This window comes from Acidimangrovimonas pyrenivorans (assembly GCF_042643245.1).
Lineage (GTDB): Bacteria > Pseudomonadota > Alphaproteobacteria > Rhodobacterales > Rhodobacteraceae > Acidimangrovimonas > Acidimangrovimonas pyrenivorans.
In genome coordinates this window covers 13,795-31,136 of the sequence record NZ_JBHRSK010000008.1, presented here as the reverse complement: position 1 = coordinate 31,136, position 17,342 = coordinate 13,795, and the positions used below count along the sequence as shown (strand labels likewise).

General features: G+C 68.1%; 17 protein-coding genes. 1 reads left to right on the top strand and 16 read right to left on the bottom strand.

All coding sequences use genetic code 11. From position 1 onward, the window contains the following. Positions 1-5: 5 nt before the first annotated feature. Complete coding sequence (locus ACFOES_RS12420; RefSeq protein WP_377833610.1) at positions 6-962, bottom strand: dihydrodipicolinate synthase family protein; 957 nt, start codon at positions 960-962, stop codon at positions 6-8. Beyond that, positions 959-3,166 (bottom strand): xanthine dehydrogenase family protein molybdopterin-binding subunit, encoded by a 2,208-nt coding sequence (locus ACFOES_RS12415; protein ID WP_377833609.1) that lies wholly within the window; start codon positions 3,164-3,166, stop codon positions 959-961. Before ACFOES_RS12415 ends, ACFOES_RS12420 begins: the two co-directional genes overlap by 4 nt. Positions 3,167-3,266: 100 nt before the next feature. Between ACFOES_RS12415 and ACFOES_RS12410 the strand changes: the two genes are divergently transcribed. Next, positions 3,267-4,175: a LysR family transcriptional regulator gene (locus tag ACFOES_RS12410; protein ID WP_377833608.1), complete on the top strand. Its 909-nt coding sequence runs from the start codon at positions 3,267-3,269 to the stop codon at positions 4,173-4,175. 75 nt (positions 4,176-4,250) lie between these two features. Here ACFOES_RS12410 and ACFOES_RS12405 read toward each other — a convergent pair whose 3' ends face one another. The 14 genes from ACFOES_RS12405 to rpsM all read right to left on the bottom strand — a co-directional run bounded on the left by ACFOES_RS12405 (position 4,251) and on the right by rpsM (position 17,335). Further along, complete coding sequence (locus ACFOES_RS12405) at positions 4,251-5,042, bottom strand: amino acid ABC transporter ATP-binding protein (protein ID WP_377833607.1); 792 nt, start codon at positions 5,040-5,042, stop codon at positions 4,251-4,253. A gap of 11 nt (positions 5,043-5,053) precedes the next feature. Beyond that, positions 5,054-6,358, bottom strand: coding sequence for an amino acid ABC transporter permease (locus tag ACFOES_RS12400; RefSeq protein ID WP_377833606.1), 1,305 nt, complete (start codon positions 6,356-6,358; stop codon positions 5,054-5,056). Position 6,359: 1 nt separating this feature from the next. After that, the gene (locus ACFOES_RS12395; RefSeq protein WP_377833605.1) at positions 6,360-7,613 is read right to left on the bottom strand and encodes an amino acid ABC transporter permease; all 1,254 of its coding nucleotides are present in this window, start codon (positions 7,611-7,613) and stop codon (positions 6,360-6,362) included. Positions 7,614-7,748: 135 nt separating this feature from the next. Then, on the bottom strand, positions 7,749-8,765 hold the full coding sequence (locus ACFOES_RS12390; protein WP_377833604.1) for an amino acid ABC transporter substrate-binding protein: 1,017 nt from the start codon (positions 8,763-8,765) through the stop codon (positions 7,749-7,751). A 227-nt stretch (positions 8,766-8,992) separates the two neighbouring features. Further along, a complete protein-coding gene (locus ACFOES_RS12385; protein WP_377833603.1) occupies positions 8,993-9,709 on the bottom strand; it encodes an ATP12 family chaperone protein in 717 nt (238 codons plus the stop codon). Next, the gene (locus ACFOES_RS12380; RefSeq protein ID WP_377833602.1) at positions 9,710-10,381 is read right to left on the bottom strand and encodes an HAD-IA family hydrolase; all 672 of its coding nucleotides are present in this window, start codon (positions 10,379-10,381) and stop codon (positions 9,710-9,712) included. It abuts the gene before it with no gap. Next, entirely contained in the window at positions 10,378-11,424 is a 1,047-nt protein-coding gene (locus tag ACFOES_RS12375; RefSeq protein ID WP_377833601.1) for an RluA family pseudouridine synthase, read from the bottom strand. Before ACFOES_RS12375 ends, ACFOES_RS12380 begins: the two co-directional genes overlap by 4 nt. Beyond that, a complete protein-coding gene (crcB, locus tag ACFOES_RS12370) occupies positions 11,421-11,813 on the bottom strand; it encodes a fluoride efflux transporter CrcB (RefSeq protein WP_377833600.1) in 393 nt (130 codons plus the stop codon). The genes ACFOES_RS12375 and crcB overlap by 4 nt, the downstream gene beginning before the upstream one ends. Positions 11,814-11,841: 28 nt before the next feature. Beyond that, positions 11,842-13,173: a replication-associated recombination protein A gene (locus ACFOES_RS12365; protein ID WP_377833599.1), complete on the bottom strand. Its 1,332-nt coding sequence runs from the start codon at positions 13,171-13,173 to the stop codon at positions 11,842-11,844. A gap of 112 nt (positions 13,174-13,285) precedes the next feature. Next, positions 13,286-14,659: a Do family serine endopeptidase gene (locus tag ACFOES_RS12360; protein WP_377833598.1), complete on the bottom strand. Its 1,374-nt coding sequence runs from the start codon at positions 14,657-14,659 to the stop codon at positions 13,286-13,288. Positions 14,660-14,868: 209 nt separating this feature from the next. Continuing rightward, positions 14,869-15,288, bottom strand: a complete 420-nt coding sequence (gene rplQ, locus ACFOES_RS12355; RefSeq protein WP_377833597.1) for a 50S ribosomal protein L17 — start codon at positions 15,286-15,288, stop codon at positions 14,869-14,871. 141 nt (positions 15,289-15,429) lie between these two features. Then, a complete protein-coding gene (locus tag ACFOES_RS12350) occupies positions 15,430-16,446 on the bottom strand; it encodes a DNA-directed RNA polymerase subunit alpha (RefSeq protein ID WP_377833596.1) in 1,017 nt (338 codons plus the stop codon). Positions 16,447-16,561: 115 nt separating this feature from the next. Next, a complete protein-coding gene (rpsK, locus tag ACFOES_RS12345; RefSeq protein WP_377833595.1) occupies positions 16,562-16,951 on the bottom strand; it encodes a 30S ribosomal protein S11 in 390 nt (129 codons plus the stop codon). Positions 16,952-16,966: 15 nt separating this feature from the next. Beyond that, positions 16,967-17,335, bottom strand: coding sequence for a 30S ribosomal protein S13 (rpsM, locus tag ACFOES_RS12340; RefSeq protein ID WP_377833594.1), 369 nt, complete (start codon positions 17,333-17,335; stop codon positions 16,967-16,969). Between the last annotated feature and the right edge of the window lie 7 nt (positions 17,336-17,342).

Sequence of the window (17,342 nt, the reverse complement as noted above, 5' to 3'; positions counted from 1 at the left end):
CGCCCTCAGGCGGTTTTGAGCCCGCAGGCCGCGAAGGCGGCGCGGGTCGCGCGTTTCTCGTCTTCGGTCAGTTCCAGCATCGGCGGCCGCACCCGGCCGCCCGCCTGCCCCAGCAGTTCCTGCCAGTATTTCTGGTGCGCATGGGGCTTCTCGGCCGGCCGCGTCTCGCGCAGGGCGCGGCGCACCGGTTCGAGGCTGTCGCGCAGCGCCCGCGCCTCTTCCACCTTCCCGGCGAAAGCCAGGTCGGTGTAGTCCCGCATCCGCCGGTCGGCCGCTGTCTGCAGCAGGAAGGGCGGCGACGAGCAGAGATAGAGCTGCCAGTTCAGCTCGAGGATATTGTCGAGCCACTCCTCCTCGGAGGCGGTCGAGACCAGGATCTTGTCGCCCGCCAGCTCTGTCAGCCGGACATACATCTCGCGCGGGACGGAATACTTGATCGCGACCACGGTCTCGATCTCGGCCAGCCGGGTGCAAAGCTCGGGGCTCATCAGGTAGCCGCTGTCGGGATGCGACCACAGCGCGATGCCGATATCGACCTTTTCGGCGATGGTCTCGTAATAGCGCAACAGGGTCTCGTCCTGCCGCTTGAGGAAGTGCAGCACCGGGGCGTGGACGACGATGTAATCGGCGCCGCAATCCTGGGCATGGCGGGCGAGGTCGATCACCACGTCCATGTTCTGGTCGGAGCAGGACATGATCGTCTGGGCCCGGCCGTCGCAGGCGGCGACGGCAAGCTCGAAGCTGCGCTTGCGCTCGTCCAGCGACATCGAGAAGAACTCGCCCTGCTTGCCGGTGATGAAGAAGCCATCGATGCCGAGATCCTCGATCCAGTGCTCGATATTGGCGCGGAACCCGTCTTCGTCGATCGAGAGGTCGTCGCGGAACGGCATCAGGGCAGCGGCCCAGATGCCCTTCATCGTCGCCCTCGAATGGGCCTTGGCGTCCTTGCGGGAATACTTCATGTCCTGTCCTTCGTCATCGCGCGCCACAGCTTTTCGCTGGTCAGCGGCAGGGAGAGATCGGGGGCGCCGAAGGGGATCAGCGCGTCCTGAATGGCGTTGACGAGGGCCGCCGGCACGCCGATGCTGCCGGCCTCGCCCACGCCCTTGACGCCGAGCGGATTGGCGGCCGAGGGCACCGGGCGGCTGTCGATCCGCACCGGCGGCATGTCGCTGGCGCGCGGCACGGCGTAATCCATCAGGCTGCCGGTCAGCACCTGGCCGTCCTCGTGCACCATGCGCTCCATCAGCGCCGCGCCCAGCCCCTGCGCCAGCCCGCCGATGAGCTGGCCCTCGGCCAGCAGCGGGTTCACCACCCGGCCGGCATCGTCGACCCAGGTGATCCGCTCGACTGTCGGCACCCCGGTGTCGGGGTCGAGCGCGACCTCGGCCAGGCAGGCGCCGCTGGCCCAGGCCTCGGCCTCGGCAGTGTGGGTGTGGGAGGCGGACAGCACCGGGCCGTCGCCCGTGGCCAGCAGCCGGGCGATCTCGGCCCAGCCGTAACGCCGCCCGCCCGCGGCGAAACCCGCATCGGTCTCTGCCACCTCGTCGGCCCCCAGCGCGGCGGCCAGCGCCTGCCGCGCCTGCGCCTTCAGTGCGGCGCAGGCCGCCCACATCGCCGAGCCGCCGATCGCGGTCGAGCGGCTGGCCAGCGCGCCGATGCCGCGGTCGATCCGGTCGGTGTCGCCCTCGACGACCTCGACCGCCTGCGGCGCCGTGCCCAGCGCCTCGGCGACGATCTGGGCGAAGGCGGTCTCGCGCCCCTGACCCTGTGCCGAGGCGCCGGTGAGCGCCCGCAGCCGTCCGTCGGGCAGAAGCTGGATTTCCGCCGTTTCCCAGCCCTGGCCGCAGGGCTCGACATAGAGCGCGAGGCCGAGGCCGCAGACCGCGCCCGCCGCCCGCCGCCGCGCCTGCGCCCGGCGCAGGGCGTCATAGCCCGAAACCTCGGCCAGCCGGTCGAGCAGCCCGGCATAATCGCCGCGGTCGAGGGTCTCGCCGGTCGGCGTCCGCCCCGGCAGCGTCTCGGCCGCGATCAGCTGCCGCCGCCGCATCTCCAGCGGGTCGATCCCCAGCGCCTCGGCCGCCCGGTCGATCAGCCGCTCCATCAGCAGCGTCGCCTCGGGCCGCCCGGCGCCGCGATAGATGTTGACCGCTGCCATCGGCATCAGCCGTGCCGTCAGGGCGATATCGACCGCCGCCACCCGGTAGGGGCCGGGCAGGATGCGCCCGGCATTGCGCGCCGGCGCCAGCGCCGAATGCGGCATCCAGTGGCCGAGCGGAAAGCGCAGCTCGGCCCGCAGCGCGGTCATCCGGCCGGCGCCGTCCAGCGCCAGCGCGGCCCGCGTCTCGGCACCCCGGCCCTGGGTCGCGGCCAGGAACTCGTCGCTGCGGCTGGCGCGCCATTTCACCGGCGCATCCAGCAGCCGCGCGGCATGGGCGACCAGCACGTCCTCGGGCATCAGCGATGCCTTGCCGCCGAAGGCGCCGCCGACATCCGGCGCGATCACCCGGATTTCCGCCCGGTCGATGCCGAGGATGCTGGCGAGGTCCTCGCGGCAGCGGTTCGGCGTCTGGGTCGAAAGCCAGACCGTCAGCCGCCCCTCCGCCATCTCGGCCAGCGCCGCCCGCGGTTCCAGCGCCATCGGCGCGACCAGGGCGTGATCGGCGGTGACGCGGACGACCCGCGCGGCGCGGGCGAAGGCTTCCTCGACCTGCCCCGCCAGCCAGCCATGGCGGGCGACCTCGGGATCGGCGATTTCCGCCTCCTCCTCGATCTCGAAATCGATCAGTTCCAGCGCCGCCTGCGCCGCTTCCGGGCTGCGGGCAACCACCGCCGCAAGGGGCTGGCCCGCCGCCCCGACCCGCTCCGCCGCGAGCGGCTGCATCGGCACCGCGCGCGCCTCGGGCAGCAGGGGATTGACCGCCGAGGCGCCGAGCCCGGCAAGATCGGCGCCGGTCAGCACCAGCGCCACGCCCTCGGCCGCGCGCGCCGCCGAGACGTCGAGCGCGGCCAGCCGCCCGGCCGAGAGCGGGTTGCGCAAAAGGGCGAGGTGGAGGCAGCCCGCCGGCGCGATGTCGTCGACATAGCGGCCCCGGCCCGACAGCAGGCGCGGGTCCTCGCGCCGGGGCATCGCCCGGCCGATCCAACCCGCTGTCCTGTCCGACATGCCATCCATCCGCATCCTCCGTTCCCGGAACTACAGCAAAGGCGGACATATACGTTAAGGCTGATTTGTTTTATTAATTGATAAATAAAATGGATAGACGATGCGATTCACCCTGCGCCAGATCGAGGCCGTCCTCGCCGTTGCCGAGCTTGGCAATTTCTCCCGCGCCGCCGAGCGGCTGGGCTCGACCCAGCCGGCGCTGAGCCAGGCGGTGCGCGACCTCGAGGCCGAGCTCGACGTCCGGCTGTTCGACCGCACCACGCGGCGGGTCGAGCTGACCGAGGCCGGCCGCGCCTTCCGCGACCAGGCGGCCAAGGGGCTGGACGAGATCGACCGCGCCGTCGGCCATGCCCGCGACCTGGCCGCGCTGCGCCGGGGCCGCATCCACATCGCCGCCCCGCCGCTGCTGGCGGCCGCGGTGCTGCCGCAGGCGATCGTGGAATTCCGGGCGGAGCATCCCGGCGTGGACGTGGCGGTCGAGGATGTCGGCACCGACCGCATCGTCGCCGGCGTCGCCTCGGGCCAGGCCGATCTCGGCATCGGCACGTTCCAGAGCCTCGATCCCGGGCTCGAACGGCTGCCGATCATCCGCGACGACCTGATGCTGTTCTGCCCGCCCGATCATCCCCTTGCCGCCTCGCCTGCGCCGGGCTGGCGCGACCTGGCCGGGGAGCCGCTGATCGCCCTGACCCGGGAAAGCGGCATCCGGCTGCTGGTCGAGATCGGCTTCGAGACGGTCGAGCAGCCGCTGCGGCCCGCGCACGAGGTCCACCAGATCGCCACCGCGCTGGCGCTGGTGGCGGCCGGGCTGGGGGTGACGGTGCTGCCGACCTACGCGCTGGCGGCGGCGGAAGGGCGGGCGGTGGTCGGCCGGTCGCTTGCGGACCCGGTGATCGGGCGCGAGGTGGTCGTCATTCACCCGAGCGACCGGGCGCTGTCGCCCGCCGCCCGCGCCTTCACCGACCGCCTGCGCCGGGTGGTCCGGCGGCTGAGCCCGCCGGGGCCGTGACCGCCCGGCAAGGCCCACCCCGGAAATGACGAAAGGCCCCGGAACCCCGGGGCCTTTCCAATTCTGCCGCGCGGGTCAGTGACCGAGGATCTGGCTGAGGAACAGCTTGGTCCGGTCGCTCTGCGGGTTGTTGAAGAACTCCTCGGGCTCGTTCTGTTCGACGATCTGGCCCTGATCCATGAAGATCACCCGGTTGGCGACCTGGCGGGCAAAACCCATCTCGTGGGTGACGCAAAGCATGGTCATCCCCTCCTCGGCGAGGCTGATCATGGTGTCGAGCACCTCCTTGATCATCTCGGGGTCGAGGGCCGAGGTCGGTTCGTCGAACAGCATGATCCGCGGCTTCATGCAGAGGCTGCGGGCAATCGCCACCCGCTGCTGCTGGCCGCCCGAGAGCTGGCCGGGATACTTGTGCGCCTGCTCGGGGATCTTCACCTTCTCGAGGAAATGCATCGCGGTTTCCTCGGCTTCCTTTCTCGGCACCTTGCGCACCCAGATCGGTGCCAGGGTACAGTTCTCGAGGATCGTCAGGTGCGGGAACAGGTTGAAGTGCTGGAACACCATCCCGACCTCGGAGCGCACCTTGTCGATGTTCTTGAGGTCGCTCGTCAGTTCGGTGCCGTCGACGATGATCTGCCCCGCCTGGTGTTCCTCCAGCCGGTTGATGCAGCGGATCAGCGTCGACTTGCCCGAGCCCGAGGGCCCGGCAATGACGATGCGTTCACCCTTGTTGACGGTCAGGTTGATGTCGCGCAGCACGTGGAAGGTGCCGTACCACTTGTTCATGTTGGTGATCTGGACCGCCACTTCCGACGACACCTGCATATGGCTGCGGTCGATCTGGCGCTCGGTCATGAGTTCGGACATTGGACGGCTCCTTACCGATGATCCGTTTTCAGCTTGCGCTCGAGATACATCGAGTAGCGCGACATGCTGTAGCAGAAGATGAAGAACAGGGCCCCGACGAAGATGAACAGCTCCCAGTAGATGCCGTTCCAGTCGGTCGAGGCGCGGATGGCGCTGACGAGGCCGATCGGGTCGAGAAGGCCGATGAAGACCACCAGCGTCGTATCCTTGAACAGGCCGATGAAGGTGTTGACGATGCCGGGGATCGAGATTTTCAGCGCCTGCGGCATGATGATCAGCCGCTGCGCCTTCCAGTAATCGAGCCCGAGCGCGTCGGCGGCCTCGAACTGGCCCCGCGGCAGGGCGGCCAGGCCGCCCCGGATCACCTCGGCGATATAGGCCGAGGCGAACAGCGTCACCATGATGACGACGCGCAGGATCAGGTCGAAATTGGTGCCCGGCGGCAGGAAGTAGTTCAGCAGCAGCGAGGCGGTGAACAGCAGCGTGATCAGCGGCACGCCGCGGATGAACTCGATGAACCAGATCGAGGAATACTTGACCAGCGGCATATCCGACATCCGGCCCAGCGCCAGCAGGATACCCAAAGGCAGCGACAGCGAGATGCCGGTGATGCCGATGATGATCGACAGCAGGAAGCCGCCGAAATCGCTCGACTTCACGAAGGGCAGGCCGACGGGCACGACGCTTTGCAGGAATTCATCCACCGGACCGGCGATGAAGAACCACCAGATCAGGGCCGCGGCGATGCCGGAGACGGCGCCCAGCACGGTCGAGCGGTCGATGGTCAGCCGCACCGCCACGCCGCCGACGGCAAAGCCGGCCATGGCGACGAAGGGGAACCAGAACGACCCGCCCCAGAGCAGGAAGAAGGCGAGGCCCGGATAGATCGCCGAGAACCACAGCAGCTTGCGCGGCAGGTGGCTGAACAGGATCGGCGCGAAGGCCACCAGCATCAGCACCAGGGTCAGGACCGGGCGCCAATAGGCGTCGTCGGGATAGAAGCCGAACAGCAGCTGGTGCCAGCGGTCGCGGATCACCGCGAAGCAGGCGCCGCCGACATCGGGGCCGTAATCCGTCTTGAGAACCTCGCGGCACTGGTTGAGCGAGTCGGCGCTCCAGACGGTGTGCAGGAACCACGGCCCGACATCGGCCACGAAGCGGGCGATGAAGAACAGCGAGATCAGGGTCAGGGCCGAGTTGGCCCAGCCCGAGAACAGGTTCTCGCGCGCCCAGCGGATGGCGCCGACCTGAGAGCTGGGCGGCGCCTGCGGCGGCAGCATCTCGGTGCGGACGAATTGGAGCGAATCCTGGGTCATCTCAGCGCTCCTTCAGCTTGACGCTGCGGTTGTAGAGGTTCATCGCCGAGGAGATCAGCAGGCTGATCACCAGGTAGATCCCCATCATCAGCAGCATCGCCTCGAGCTCGCGCCCGGTCTGGTTCAGGGTGATTCCGCCCAGCGTCGCGCGCAGGTCCATGTAGCCCACGGCGATGGCCAGCGAGGTGTTCTTGGTGATGTTGAGATATTCCGAGATCATCGGCGGGATGATGACGCGCAGCGCCTGCGGCAGCACGACGAGGTTCATCGTCTGCCCCGGCCGCAGCCCCAGCGCCAGCGCCGCCTCGCTCTGCCCGTGCGAGATCGCCTGGATGCCAGCGCGGACGATCTCGGCGATGAAGGCGCCGGTATAGATCGACAGCGCCAGCCAGAGCGCGATCAGCGAGTTGCGGGCCTGGATACCGCCGCGGAAGTTGAAACCCTTGAGCTCGGGATAGCCAAGGTGGAAGCCCAGCGCGAACAGGACGACCAGCACCGGCCCGAAGATCAGCAGCAGGCTTTTCCACCAGGTCACCGGGCGCACGCCGGTGGCGTTCTGGATCCGCTCGGCCCGGCGCTGCAGCGCCTTGTAGCCCCAGATGCCGCCGACGATGGCGGCAAGGATGGCGATCAGGTCGAGGCTGATCAGGAAGATGCCGATGTCGATATTGCCGAGGCTGCGCGTGAACAGCGGCTCGGGGATGTAGACGCCGCGATTGGTGACCGCGATCGAGTCGAACAGCATCATCGATGCGCTCGGGTTGGCGCCGCGGAAGGCCGAGGGCGCCGGCATCGCTTCGGTCATGATCGCGAAGATGATCAGGATCCAGATCAGCAGCGGGATGTTGCGAAACGCCTCGACATAGATCGACATCAGCTTGGCGACGATCCAGTTCTTCGACAGCCGCAGCACCCCGGCGACGACGCCCAGAACGGTGGCGGCGACGCAGGAGATGAAGGCGATGAACAGCGTGTTGAGCAGCCCGACCAGCATGGCGCGGGCATGGGTGCTGTCATTGGAATACTGAATGAAATGCTGGTTGATATCGTACCCGGAGCGCATCTCCAGGAAGCCGAAATTGAAATCCTTGCCCAGCGTGTGCAGGTTCTGGATCGTGTTGTTGACCAGCCAGGTCGCTCCCGCCATCAGCAGGAACATGAAGATCACCTGGATCGTCAGCGACCGATACCGGGTGTCGTAGATGAGCATGCTCAGCCGAAAGCTGGCTTTCGGCGTCTCATTCATTGTTGTCATTGGTGTCTACCCCCAGGGGCCCGCCGCGGGCTTTTTCTTAGATCCGGCGGTCTCGGTCCCGGCGGATCGGTGCGGCTGGGTTGCGCTTCAAGAACGAAAAGGGCGCGCTGGTCGCGCGCCCTTCCCGGTCGCCGTTTAGCGGAACGGCGGCGAATACTGAAGACCACCCTGGGTCCACAGGGCGTTCAGGCCGCGGGCCAGGCCGATCGGGGTCGACTCGCCCAGGTTGGCGGCGAAGATCTCGCCATAGTTGCCGTTGGCGGCAATGGCGCGCTTGGCCCAATCCTTGTCGAGACCCAGCATCTCGCCGAAGTTGCCCTCGGTGCCGAGCATGCGGTTGATCTCGGGGTTGTTGGTGCCTTTCGACAGTTCCTCGAGATTGGCCGAGGTGATGCCGAGGTCTTCGGCCTCGACCAGCGCGTTGGTCACCCAGCGCACGATGTCGGCCCACTGGTCGTCGCCCTGGCGGACGAGCGGACCGAGCGGCTCTTTCGAGATCGTCTCGGGCAGGATCACGTAATCGCCCGGGTTGGCGAAGGTCGCGCGGGTGGCGGCCAGGCCCGAACGGTCGGTGGTGTAGACGTCGCAGGCGCCGGCCAGGAACTGCTGCTGCGCTTCCGCGTTGGTCTCGATCGGGACCGGCTCGTACTGCATGTTGTTGGCCTTGAAGTAGTCGGCCAGGTTCAGCTCGGTCGTGGTGCCGGTCTGGATGCAGACGGTGGCGCCGTCGAGTTCTTTCGCCGAGGACACGCCAAGCGACTTCGGAACCATGAAGCCCTGGCCGTCATAGTAGTTGATGCCGACGAAGGTGAACTTCAGGTCGACGTCGCGGCTGAAGGTCCAGGTCGTGTTCCGGGCCAGCATGTCGACTTCGCCCGAGGCCAGCGCGGTAAAGCGGGTCTGGCCGGTGGTCGGCACGAACTTGACCTTGGTCGGGTCCTTCAGGACAGCGGCGGCGACGGCACGGCAGTAACTGACGTCGAAGCCCTGCCAGACACCATTCGAATCCGGCGCAGCAAAGCCGGCAAGGCCGGTGGTCACGCCGCAGTTCAGCACACCGCGCGCCTGGACGTCTTCCAGCGTCCCGGCCGCGGCGATGCCGGCCGTCAGCCCGGCAACTGCCAGCGTGCCAAGAAATACGGATTTTTTCATACTTACCTCTTCCTGATTTTCCGCCATGTCTCGGGCGGTTCATACGACCCGAAGGGTCGAGGGCGATTACTCAAGAGCATGTTACCCTTTAGTGACCGGCAGTTTGGGCGGAATCGAGAGAACACGTCAAGACCGACTCCGCGGCTGCGAACCAATCCGGCCCAGCGCCTAAGGCACGGCCCGCCACGCCTGCGGATTGGGCAAATCGAAAATTGCAGGGCTGGCAGTCAGTCCGCCCGCCGGGTCAGATCGAAGAATCGCCCGGCATGTTCAAAGGCTTCGCGGCGCAGCTCGGCATGTTCCGCGGCCTCGTCGTCACGGCCCCATTGCTCTGCCTGCCAGTCCTCGTCGATCCGCGACAGCGGCCAGAGCACATCCGTGCCAGCCCGGCCCTCGACCGCCGCCAGACCGATCACCAGGGAGCCCGAGATGGTGACCAGGTCGTGAAACGCGGTCATCTCGAAGGGCGTCAGCGCCCGCACCCGGGCCTCGAGCGCCTTCAGGCTCTGCTCCGGCTGGGCGGCGTGCATCACCCCCGAGACCGGGGTCAGCGGCGCGCCGAAGGCCTCGGCGACCCAGTCCAGCAGCGGATCCCAGGCCTCGGCCTGACGGGCGACCAGGCCCTCGGGGCCCTCGGCGCGGTAGCACAGCAGGTCGCTGTCGCCATAGCTTGCCAGCATCGCCGCGACCTCGTCGAACTGGACCGTCACCTTGTCGATCGCGGCATTGGCCGCCCGGGTGAAGGGCATTGTCGCCGGGTCGACCTTGTCTTCCTGCGCCTGCCATTCGGCGGCGATCGCCTCGGCCAGCGCCCGTGTCGGCACCACCAGCGGCGCCTTGGCCGGCGTCTTGACCGCGCGGCCATCGAGCTGCACCGTCCAGCCGCCCTCGGCCGGCACCACCTGCGTCTCTTTCCAGAACCGTTTCGGCGCCCATTCCGCCATCTAGCTCTCCCAAATCCGGTCCAGCGCCGCCGGCAGCGCCGCGAAGTCGTCGATCACCACATCCGCCCCGGCCGCCTGCAGCCGGTCGACCGGCTGGTAGCCCCAGCTGACGCCGACGGTGGCGAAGCCCGCCGCCCGGCCCATGGCGATGTCGTATTCCGTGTCGCCCACCATCGCGGCGTTGCAGGCCTCGGCCCCGGTCTCGCGCAGCGCCGCCAGCAGCATCGAGGGGTTCGGCTTGGACGGGTGGTCGTCGGCGACCTGGGTCGACAGGAACACCCCCTCCAGATCGTGCGCGACGAGGATGTGATCAAGCCCGCGGCGCGACTTTCCCGTCGCCACCCCCAGCAGCAGCTCGGGCCGCGCCCGAAGCGCCGCCAGCGTGTCGCGAACGCCGGGGTAGAGCGGCGGCTCGACATGCCGCGCCGAGGTCAGGAAACCGTCGCGATAGGCCGAGACCAGTCCGCTGCGGGCGGCGGCGTCGAGATCGGGCGCCAGCTGCGCCATCGCCTCGGGCAGCGACAGGCCGACGCTGGCCAGGACGGCCGCATCGTCGGGAACGGCGTAGCCCTCGGCCTCGAAGGCCCGCGCCATGGCGTCGAGAATGTCTTTCTGGCTGTCGACGAGCGTGCCGTCGACATCGAAGACCACCAGCCGGATCGGTCCTTTCATTCTTCCTCCGCGAAGGGATCGGCGGGGACGTCGCCCTCGTGCCAGCCCAGTGTCTTCCAAGTTTTCTTCATATGCGGCGGCAGCGGCGCGGTGAAGGTCATGGCCTGCTTGGTGATCGGGTGGACGAAGCTGAGCGAGCGGGCATGGAGATGCAGCTTGCGGCTGATCTCGCCGCCCAGCTGCGCGCCCCAGCCGTCGCCCAGATTCTCCTGCCCCGAACCGCCGTATTTGCCGTCGCCGACGATCGGGTGGCCGATCTCGGCCATGTGGGCGCGAAGCTGGTGGGTGCGGCCGGTGATCGGCACCAGCGCGACCCAGGCCGCCCGCGTCCCCAGCGCGTCGAGCACCGCGTAATCGGTGGTCGCCCGCTTGGCGCCCTCGGTGGTGGCAACCTCATTGGGCAGGACGCAGCGCATCTTCTCGCCCTCGCCGCCGCGGCCCCGGCCCGGTGCCTTGACCAGACCGTAGCGGATGGTGCCCATCCGCGGGCTGGGCACGCCGGCGACGGCGGCCCAGTAGATCTTGCGCGTGCTGCGGTGGCGGAACGCCTCGGACAGCGCCCGCGCTACCCTTGTCGAGCGCGCCAGCAGCAGGACGCCCGAGGTGTCCTTGTCGAGCCGGTGGACGAGGTTGGGCTTGTCCGCCCGGCCGAATTTCAGCGCCTCGGCCAGGCCGTCGACGTGGCGCCCGCCCTGGCCGCTGCCGCCCTGGCTGGGCAGGCCGGCGGGCTTGTTCAGCACGATGATATGGTCGTCCTTGTAGAGAACGCAGCCCTGGATCATCTTGGCGTCGGCTTCTGGGATCCCGGCCACGGCCGGTTTCGCCGGCGCCTCGGCCTTGGGCAGCGGCGGCACCCGGACGACGTTGCCCGGCACCACCCGCGTCGCCGCCTTGACCCGGCCGCCATCGACCCGGATCTGGCCCTTGCGGCACAGTTTCTCGACCGCGCCCTGGGTGAGCTGCGGGAAGCGGCGCTTGAGCCAGCGGTCGAGCCGCTGCTCGCCCTCCTCCGCCGACACCGTCAGGGTGCGCACGCTGCTCATGCCGGGAAGGCCGCCAGCACGGTGCGCATCACATGCACCCCGCCGATCAGGGCGATGATCGAAACGACGACCGAGAGGCCGACATAGGTGATCGCCAGGTCGTAGCGCCCGGTATCCATCAGCCGCCAGGTTTCCAGCGAGAAGGACGAGAAGGTGGTGAAGCCGCCCAGCATGCCGGTGGCCAGTAGGGCGTTCCAATGGGTCAGCCCACGCTGGCCGAGGAACACCACCAGCGCGCCCATGATGAACGAGCCGAGGATGTTCACCGCGATCACGCCCAGCGGGAACTGGTGACTGGGGAAGTTGTGGCCGATCCACACCCCGGCGAGATAGCGGCCCGAAGCCCCGATGGCGCCGCCGAGGGCGACCTGCAATACCGTTGACAACATCTGATCCGTCCTGTCCGCGCGGCCCCGTTCAGCCGCCCTGCCGTTTCGCCCGAAGCCGGGCGAAATACTCGACTCGCTTCTTCAGCTCGCGTTCATAGCCTCTTTCGGGCGGGGCGTAAAATAGCGGACGTTTCATCGTCTCGGGGAAGTAGTTCTGGCCCGAGAACCCGTCCTCGGCATCGTGGTCATAGGCATAGCCGGCGCCGTAACCCTGCTCCTGCATCATCTTGGTCGGCGCGTTCAGGATGTGCTTCGGCGGCGGCTCGGAGCCGGTGCGCCGCGCCTCGGCCCGCGCCGCCTTGTAGGCGACGTAGGCCGCGTTCGATTTCGGCGCCAGCGCCAGGTAGGTGACGGCCTGCGCGAGCGCCAGCTCGCCCTCCGGGCTGCCCAGCCGTTCGTAGGTCTGCCAGGCGTCGAGGCACTGCGCCTGCGCCTGCGGATCGGCGAGGCCGATGTCTTCCACCGCCATCCGCGTGATCCGGCGGGCCAGGTAGCGCGGGTCCTCGCCGCCCTCCAGCATCCGGGCGAACCAGTAGAGCGCGGCGTCGGGGTCCGAGCCGCGCACCGATTTGTGCAGCGCCGAGATCAGGTTGTAATGCTCGTCGCCCGACTTGTCGTATTTCGCCGCCCGCCGCATCAGCCTTGCGGCCAGCGCCTGCGGGTCGAGATTGGCCGAGACCTTCCACGCCATCACCTGCTCGATCAGGTTGAGCAGGGCGCGGCCGTCGCCATCGGCCATTTCCAGCAGCTGTTCCCGTGCCGGACCGGTCAGCGGCATCGCCCGGCCGACCTCCTTCTCGGCCCGCTGCGCGAGCCGTTCGAGATCGGCGAGGCCGAGCCGCTCCAGCACGATCACCTGCGAGCGGGACAAGAGCGCGGCGTTGAGCTCGAAACTCGGGTTCTCGGTGGTGGCGCCGACCAAGAGGATGGTGCCGTCTTCCATATGCGGCAGAAAGCCGTCCTGCTGGGCCTTGTTGAAGCGGTGGATCTCGTCGACGAACAGCAGCGTCCCCTTGCCGTTGGCGCGCCGCATCTTGGCCGCCTCGAAGACCTTGCGCAGTTCCGGCACCCCGGTGAAGATCGCGCTGATCTGGACGAAGGCGAGGTCGGTTTCCGCCGCCAGCAGCCGGGCGATGGTGGTCTTGCCGACACCGGGCGGGCCCCAGAGGATCAGCGACGACAGGCTGTGCCCGGCCAGCATCGCGCCCAGCGGGCCGTCGGGGGCCAGCACCTTCTCCTGGCCGATGACCTCGGACAGGGTCTTCGGCCGCAGCCGGTCGGCCAGCGGCCGCGGCGCCTCGGCCTCCGGGGCGGCGGGGCGGTCGGAACCCGAGGGGGCGGTATCGAACAGATCGCTCATGCCCTGCAATCTAAGCCGCGGGAGCGGCCGGGGAAAGCGGGAACGGCGGCGCAGGGCGGCCAGCATGCGAGAAGGGCGGCACCCGGCCAAGGCCGGGCGAGACAGATGTTTCTCAGAGCCGGAACCGCAGCCGCAGGGTCCGGCCGCCGCGCTGGATATCGACGGCCCAATAGCTGGTCCGGTCCTGCGCCGCGCGGGTGACGTCGCGCGGCCGCTCGATCGGCTGGCCGTTCACCGCCAGCAGGATGTCGCCGCGCTCGAGCCCGATCTGCGCCGCCAGATCGCGCGCCCCGGTCACCACCACGCCCGTCGCCGTCTGCGGCAGCCCCATCTCGGCGATCACCGCCGGGTTGATCCGCGCCAGGCTGAGGCCGCGGAAGACCAGGTTCGAGGTGATGGTCAGCGCCTCGCGCGGCGGCGTCTCGGGCGGGGCGATCATCCTGATCGCCGCCGTCCGGGGCTGGCCGCGATGCAGGTAATCGACCCGCGCCGTGGCGCCGACACCGATGGTGGTCATCCGGAACAGCATCTCCTGCGGACTGTTCACCGGCTCGCCGCCGATCTTCAGCACCACGTCGCCATGGCGCAGCCCCGCCTTGGCGAAGGGGCTGGCCGGGTTGATCTCGGAGATCAGGACGCCATGCGGCCGGTTCAGCCCGAGGCTCTCGGCCACGCCGGCGCTCACGCTCTGGGCGCTGATCCCGGCCCAGGGCCGCCGGAAGCTCTTGGCGCCCGACCGCGCCTGCGCGACGAAGCTTTTCACCAGGTTGGCCGGGATCGCGAAGCCGATCCCGTTCGACCCGCCCGAGCGCGACAGGATCGACGAGTTTATGCCGACCAGCCGCCCGGCCATATCGACCAGCGCCCCGCCCGAATTGCCCGGGTTGATCGCCGCGTCGGTCTGGATGTAGGACCCCGCGCCGCCGATCGACAGCCCGGATCGCGCCAGCCCCGAGATGATCCCGCTCGACACGGTCTGGCCGATGCCGAACGGGTTGCCGATGGCCAGCACCAGCTCGCCGACCTCGACCTTGTCGGAATCGCGCAGCGGCAGCGCCGGCAGGTCATGGGCGCCCTCCAGCTTGAGCACCGCCAGGTCGACCTTTCTGTCGGCCAGCACCACCCTGGCCTTGAACTCGCGCCGGTCGTTCAGCGCCACCCGGATCTGGGTCGCCTGGCCGACGACGTGGTAATTCGAGACCACCAGCCCGTCCGGGGACAGGATCACCCCGGAGCCGAGCGAGTTCTGCACCCGCGGCTGGCTGTCGCCGAACTGGCGAAAGAGCTCACCGAAATAGGGATCGTTGGCGAAGGGGCTTTGCTGCTGGATGACGCGGCGGGCGTAGATGTTGACCACCGCCGGCGCCGCCTCGCGCACGATCGGGGCGAAGCTGAGGTCGATCTGGGCCCGGCTGGTCGGCACGGTTTCCGCCACGGCGGCGCCGGCAAGCAGCACGGCCATCAGGACGAGGAGAACACGTTTCATCTTGCCCCCGATGTTGCGACACCTCCGATTAGTGCCACCGAACAGGCAAGGTCAAAAGGGCCGAAATTCACAATCGACGGAGATCGGGGCGAGCCCGGGCCGTGCGCTCCGCTCATGGCAACGACCAATTGGACCAGCGCGATCGGCGGAGCCGCCAATGAAAAAGCCCGCCGGACAGGCGGGCTCTGACGTCTCGAGTGGCGCGAGGATCAGTCCTCGGCGGCCTCTTCGGCCTCGACGCGGGCCTTGTCGGCGGCGCCCTTGGCGGCCGGGTCGCGGTCGACGAATTCGATGATCGCCATCGGCGCCATGTCGCCATAGCGGAAGCCGGCCTTCAGCACGCGGACATAACCGCCCTGACGCTCCTTGTAGCGCGGGCCGAGCACGTCGAACAGCTTGGCGACGTAGGCGTCCTGCTTGAGCTGCGAGCCGGCCTGACGGCGGGCGTGCAGATCGCCGCGCTTGGCGAGCGTGATCAGCTTCTCGATGATCGGGCGCAGTTCCTTGGCCTTGGGCAGGGTGGTCTTGATCTGCTCGTGCTCGATGAGCGAGCCGGCCATGTTGGCGAACAGCGCCTTGCGGTGTTCGTGGGTACGGTTGAGACGGCGGTAACCGCGAGCGTGACGCATTGTTTCTCTCCTACTTGCGTTTTGCTTTGTCCGGCAGCACCTGGTCCTGGCGCCGCTCTCCTTGGGGCTTTCGCCCGGGTCTTCCCCGCCTCAAGCGGGCATTTGCGGGGGCCGTCTAGGCCACGGCCCCCGAAAGGTCAATCAGAACTGGTCTTCGAAACGCTTGGCCAGGTCTTCGATGTTCTCCGGCGGCCAGTCCTCGACATCCATGCCGAGGTGCAGGCCCATGCCCGAGAGCACTTCCTTGATCTCGTTGAGCGACTTGCGGCCGAAGTTCGGGGTCCGCAGCATCTCGGCCTCGGTCTTCTGGATCAGGTCGCCGATATAGACGATGTTGTCGTTCTTCAGGCAGTTCGCCGAACGCACCGACAGTTCGAGCTCGTCGACCTTCTTGAGCAGGAGCGGGTTGAATTCCAGCCCTTCCTCCTCGGTGCCGCGGCCGGCGGCCTCGGGCTCTTCGAAGTTGACGAAGATCGACAGCTGGTCCTGCAGGATGCGGGCGGCGAAGGCCACCGCGTCATCGGGCGAGATCGAGCCGTCGGTTTCCACCTTCAGCGTCAGCTTGTCGTAGTCCAGCACCTGGCCCTCGCGGGTCGGCTGGACCTCGTAGGACACCTTCTTGACCGGCGAGTAGATCGCGTCGATCGGGATCAGGCCGATGGGGGCGTCTTCCGGGCGGTTCTTGTCGGCGGCGACATAGCCCTTGCCGGTGTTCACGGTCAGTTCCATGAACAGGTCGGCGCCCTCGTCGAGGTGGCAGATCACGTGATCCTTGTTCAGCACCTCGATGCCGGCGGTTTCCGCGATGTCGCCGGCGGTGACGACGCCCGGCCCCTTGGCCGAGATCGACAGCCGCTTCGGGCCCTCGATATCCATCCGCAGCGCGACGCCCTTGAGGTTCAGCACCACGTCGGTGACGTCCTCGCGCACGCCCGGGATCGACGAGAATTCGTGCAGCACGTTGTCGATCTGGACCGAGGTGATGGCGGCGCCTTGCAGCGACGACAGCAGGACCCGGCGCAGCGCGTTGCCCAGGGTCAGGCCGAAACCGCGCTCCAGCGGCTCGGCAACCACCGTCGCCTGGCGCGTCGGATCGGCGCCCGGCTTGACGTCAAGCTGCGTCGGTTTGATGAGTTCCTGCCAGTTTTTGTGGATCATGCGTATCGCCTCCATACCTGTCCGCTGCCCATGTCCTAAGCGGCGGACGCCCGAGGTTCAAAAATGGCACACTCGGGCCGTGCGAAAGGACACGGCCCGAGTGAAAAAAGCAGTCTCAGACGCGGCGACGCTTGGGCGGGCGGCAGCCGTTATGGGCCAGCGGGGTCACGTCGCGGATCGAGGTGATGTTGAGGCCGACGGCGGCCAGCGCGCGCAGCGCCGATTCCCGGCCCGAACCGGGGCCCTGGACCTCGACCTCAAGGGTCTTCACACCGTGTTCCTGCGCCTTGCGGCCGGCGTCTTCGGCGGCCATCTGGGCGGCGTAGGGGGTGGATTTCCGCGACCCCTTGAAGCCCATGGTGCCGGCCGACGACCACGAGATCGCGTTGCCCTGCACGTCCGAGATCAGGATCTTGGTGTTGTTGAACGAGCTGTTCACATGCGCCACGCCGGCGGCGATGTTCTTGCGTTCCTTGCGCTTCGGTGCGCGCTTGTCACGAGCCATGATACACCCCTCCCCTTACTTCTTCTTGCCGGCAATGGCCTTCGCGGGGCCCTTGCGCGTGCGTGCGTTGGTATGGGTGCGCTGACCGCGAACCGGCAGGTTGCGGCGGTGACGCAGGCCGCGGTAGCAGCCGAGGTCCATCAGGCGCTTGACGTTGGTCGCCACTTCGCGGCGCAGGTCGCCTTCAACCGTCAGGTTGGCGTCGATGAATTCGCGGATCGACAGCACTTCGGCATCCGAAAGCTCGTTCACCCGGCGGGTGAGCTCGATATTCGTCGCTTCGCAGATCTTCCGGGCGGTGTCGTCGCCGATCCCATGGATGTAGGTCAGGGCGATGGGGACGCGTTTCCCCGTCGGGATGTTGACGCCAGCAATACGTGCCACGCGTAAT

Bases quoted from the DNA above. Each gene is read 5' to 3' on its own strand.
- ACFOES_RS12420 (WP_377833610.1), bottom strand. From the start codon at position 962: ATGAAGTATTCCCGCAAGGACGCCAAGGCCCATTCGAGGGCGACGATG.
- ACFOES_RS12415 (WP_377833609.1), bottom strand. From the start codon at position 3,166: ATGTCGGACAGGACAGCGGGTTGGATCGGCCGGGCGATGCCCCGGCGC.
- ACFOES_RS12410 (WP_377833608.1), top strand. From the start codon at position 3,267: ATGCGATTCACCCTGCGCCAGATCGAGGCCGTCCTCGCCGTTGCCGAG.
- ACFOES_RS12405 (WP_377833607.1), bottom strand. From the start codon at position 5,042: ATGTCCGAACTCATGACCGAGCGCCAGATCGACCGCAGCCATATGCAG.
- ACFOES_RS12400 (WP_377833606.1), bottom strand. From the start codon at position 6,358: ATGACCCAGGATTCGCTCCAATTCGTCCGCACCGAGATGCTGCCGCCG.
- ACFOES_RS12395 (WP_377833605.1), bottom strand. From the start codon at position 7,613: ATGACAACAATGAATGAGACGCCGAAAGCCAGCTTTCGGCTGAGCATG.
- ACFOES_RS12390 (WP_377833604.1), bottom strand. From the start codon at position 8,765: ATGAAAAAATCCGTATTTCTTGGCACGCTGGCAGTTGCCGGGCTGACG.
- ACFOES_RS12385 (WP_377833603.1), bottom strand. From the start codon at position 9,709: ATGGCGGAATGGGCGCCGAAACGGTTCTGGAAAGAGACGCAGGTGGTG.
- ACFOES_RS12380 (WP_377833602.1), bottom strand. From the start codon at position 10,381: ATGAAAGGACCGATCCGGCTGGTGGTCTTCGATGTCGACGGCACGCTC.
- ACFOES_RS12375 (WP_377833601.1), bottom strand. From the start codon at position 11,424: ATGAGCAGCGTGCGCACCCTGACGGTGTCGGCGGAGGAGGGCGAGCAG.
- crcB (WP_377833600.1), bottom strand. From the start codon at position 11,813: ATGTTGTCAACGGTATTGCAGGTCGCCCTCGGCGGCGCCATCGGGGCT.
- ACFOES_RS12365 (WP_377833599.1), bottom strand. From the start codon at position 13,173: ATGAGCGATCTGTTCGATACCGCCCCCTCGGGTTCCGACCGCCCCGCC.
- ACFOES_RS12360 (WP_377833598.1), bottom strand. From the start codon at position 14,659: ATGAAACGTGTTCTCCTCGTCCTGATGGCCGTGCTGCTTGCCGGCGCC.
- rplQ (WP_377833597.1), bottom strand. From the start codon at position 15,288: ATGCGTCACGCTCGCGGTTACCGCCGTCTCAACCGTACCCACGAACAC.
- ACFOES_RS12350 (WP_377833596.1), bottom strand. From the start codon at position 16,446: ATGATCCACAAAAACTGGCAGGAACTCATCAAACCGACGCAGCTTGAC.
- rpsK (WP_377833595.1), bottom strand. From the start codon at position 16,951: ATGGCTCGTGACAAGCGCGCACCGAAGCGCAAGGAACGCAAGAACATC.